The 1,414-nt window shown below is 45.6% G+C and carries 2 protein-coding genes; both read right to left on the bottom strand.

Going from position 1 to position 1,414, the window contains the following annotated elements:
- Window positions 1-782, bottom strand: a 782-nt coding sequence (locus AB4Z45_RS32870) for an IS3 family transposase (protein WP_441913833.1), incomplete at its 3' end; no start/stop codon positions are given.
- On the bottom strand, window positions 740-1,414 hold a 675-nt coding region (locus AB4Z45_RS32875; protein ID WP_441913832.1), incomplete at its 5' end, for a helix-turn-helix domain-containing protein. The genes AB4Z45_RS32875 and AB4Z45_RS32870, both read right to left, overlap by 43 nt.

Here is a 1,414-nt window from a genome sequence, read left to right on the forward strand (position 1 = left end):
TTTTCGCACTTCAGGGTTCCCCAGAAGGATTCTATGGGACTGTTATCGATGCATCTCCCTACGCGAGACATGCTATGGGTTATTTTTTTCCCAAATAACTTTTTGAACCGTAGAGAAGTGTATTGAAAGCCTCGGTCACTATGCAACATCGGCTTGCTCTTTGATGCTGCCTTCATCGCCCTTTTGACGGTTTGAAACACGAGGCTATTGTTGTTCGAGTGYCCGAATACGTGAGACACAACGGTGTTGTCGTGGAGGTCCAAGATRGCGCTTAAATACGCCTTTTGACCGTGACCATATTTGAATTCCGTTACATCGGTTACCCATTTTTCGTTCGGTTTTGTCGCGGTGAATTCGCGGTTTAGCAGGTTCTCAGCCACGTGCTGAGGCGTTGACGCTGCATATTTCTTTCGTTTTCTGCGGCGAATCACTGACTGAATGCCTTGTAGCTGCATGAGGCGCTGGATGCGCTTGTGGTTAATCTTCTGCTTCGTTTCTTTGCACAAGTGAAGCTTTAATCGACGGTACCCGTAGATACCGCCTACCTTCTCATGCAGTGAGATCATCGCTTTKGTGAGTTTTTGGTTTTCTAGTTCACGTACACTAGGCTTACGGTTCAGCCATTTGTAATAGCTTGACCGTGGAATCTCTGCAATTTCACACAGCGTCTTTATGCTGAACTGCCCGTCTTGCCGTACCGCTTGAATGGCAAGATAGATGTTTTCTTGACGTACTTGGCTTAGCGTCGCCTTCTTTCGAGTTCCTCTAACTTTTTTAGGAATGCATTCTCTGCCCGTAGACGTTCATTTTCAGCCTGCATCTTCTTCATCGCAAGCTTCTGGCGGTCGGTGTCCGTTAACTCTTCTTCGKTTTTTTTACGTCCACGTCCATCCTGAAGCGCTTCTTGTCCTCCGTCTTGGTATTTCTTCACCCACTGGTACACCTGTTGGTAGGARACCTGATGCTGCTCCGCTGYCTTACCGTAATCCTCGTCATGTGTCATACAATACTGAACAATCTCGATCCGTTCTTTCCAGGTYGTAGAACGTCCTTTCGTCATAGCCGTTGCTCCCCCTTTATAGGCCTTTAAGCTGCTATGACTATTATACTTCTTTACCCAGTTCGATAGCTGTGTTCTACTCGCAATTTTGTATTTATCAATGATATCGTATTGGGATAATTCCCCCTTGATGTAATCCATCACCGCCTGTAGCTTTAGTTCTTCAGAGTAGCTACGGTTATTCGTTCGAATCTCCAATCCWTCTAAACCATAGACGTCATATCGGCGTTGCCATTTCACCAAGGTTGTTTTTGATACCCCATATTTATACGCAGCGGCCATAAAGCCAAGCTCGCCACTTTTGATCTCTTCGATAATGGTACGTTTCTCTGATGCGGAATATTTAATTTTAGA

Origin of the sequence: Paenibacillus sp. MCAF9 (genome assembly GCF_052114265.1) — a bacterium.
GTDB lineage: Bacteria > Bacillota > Bacilli > Paenibacillales > Paenibacillaceae > Pristimantibacillus.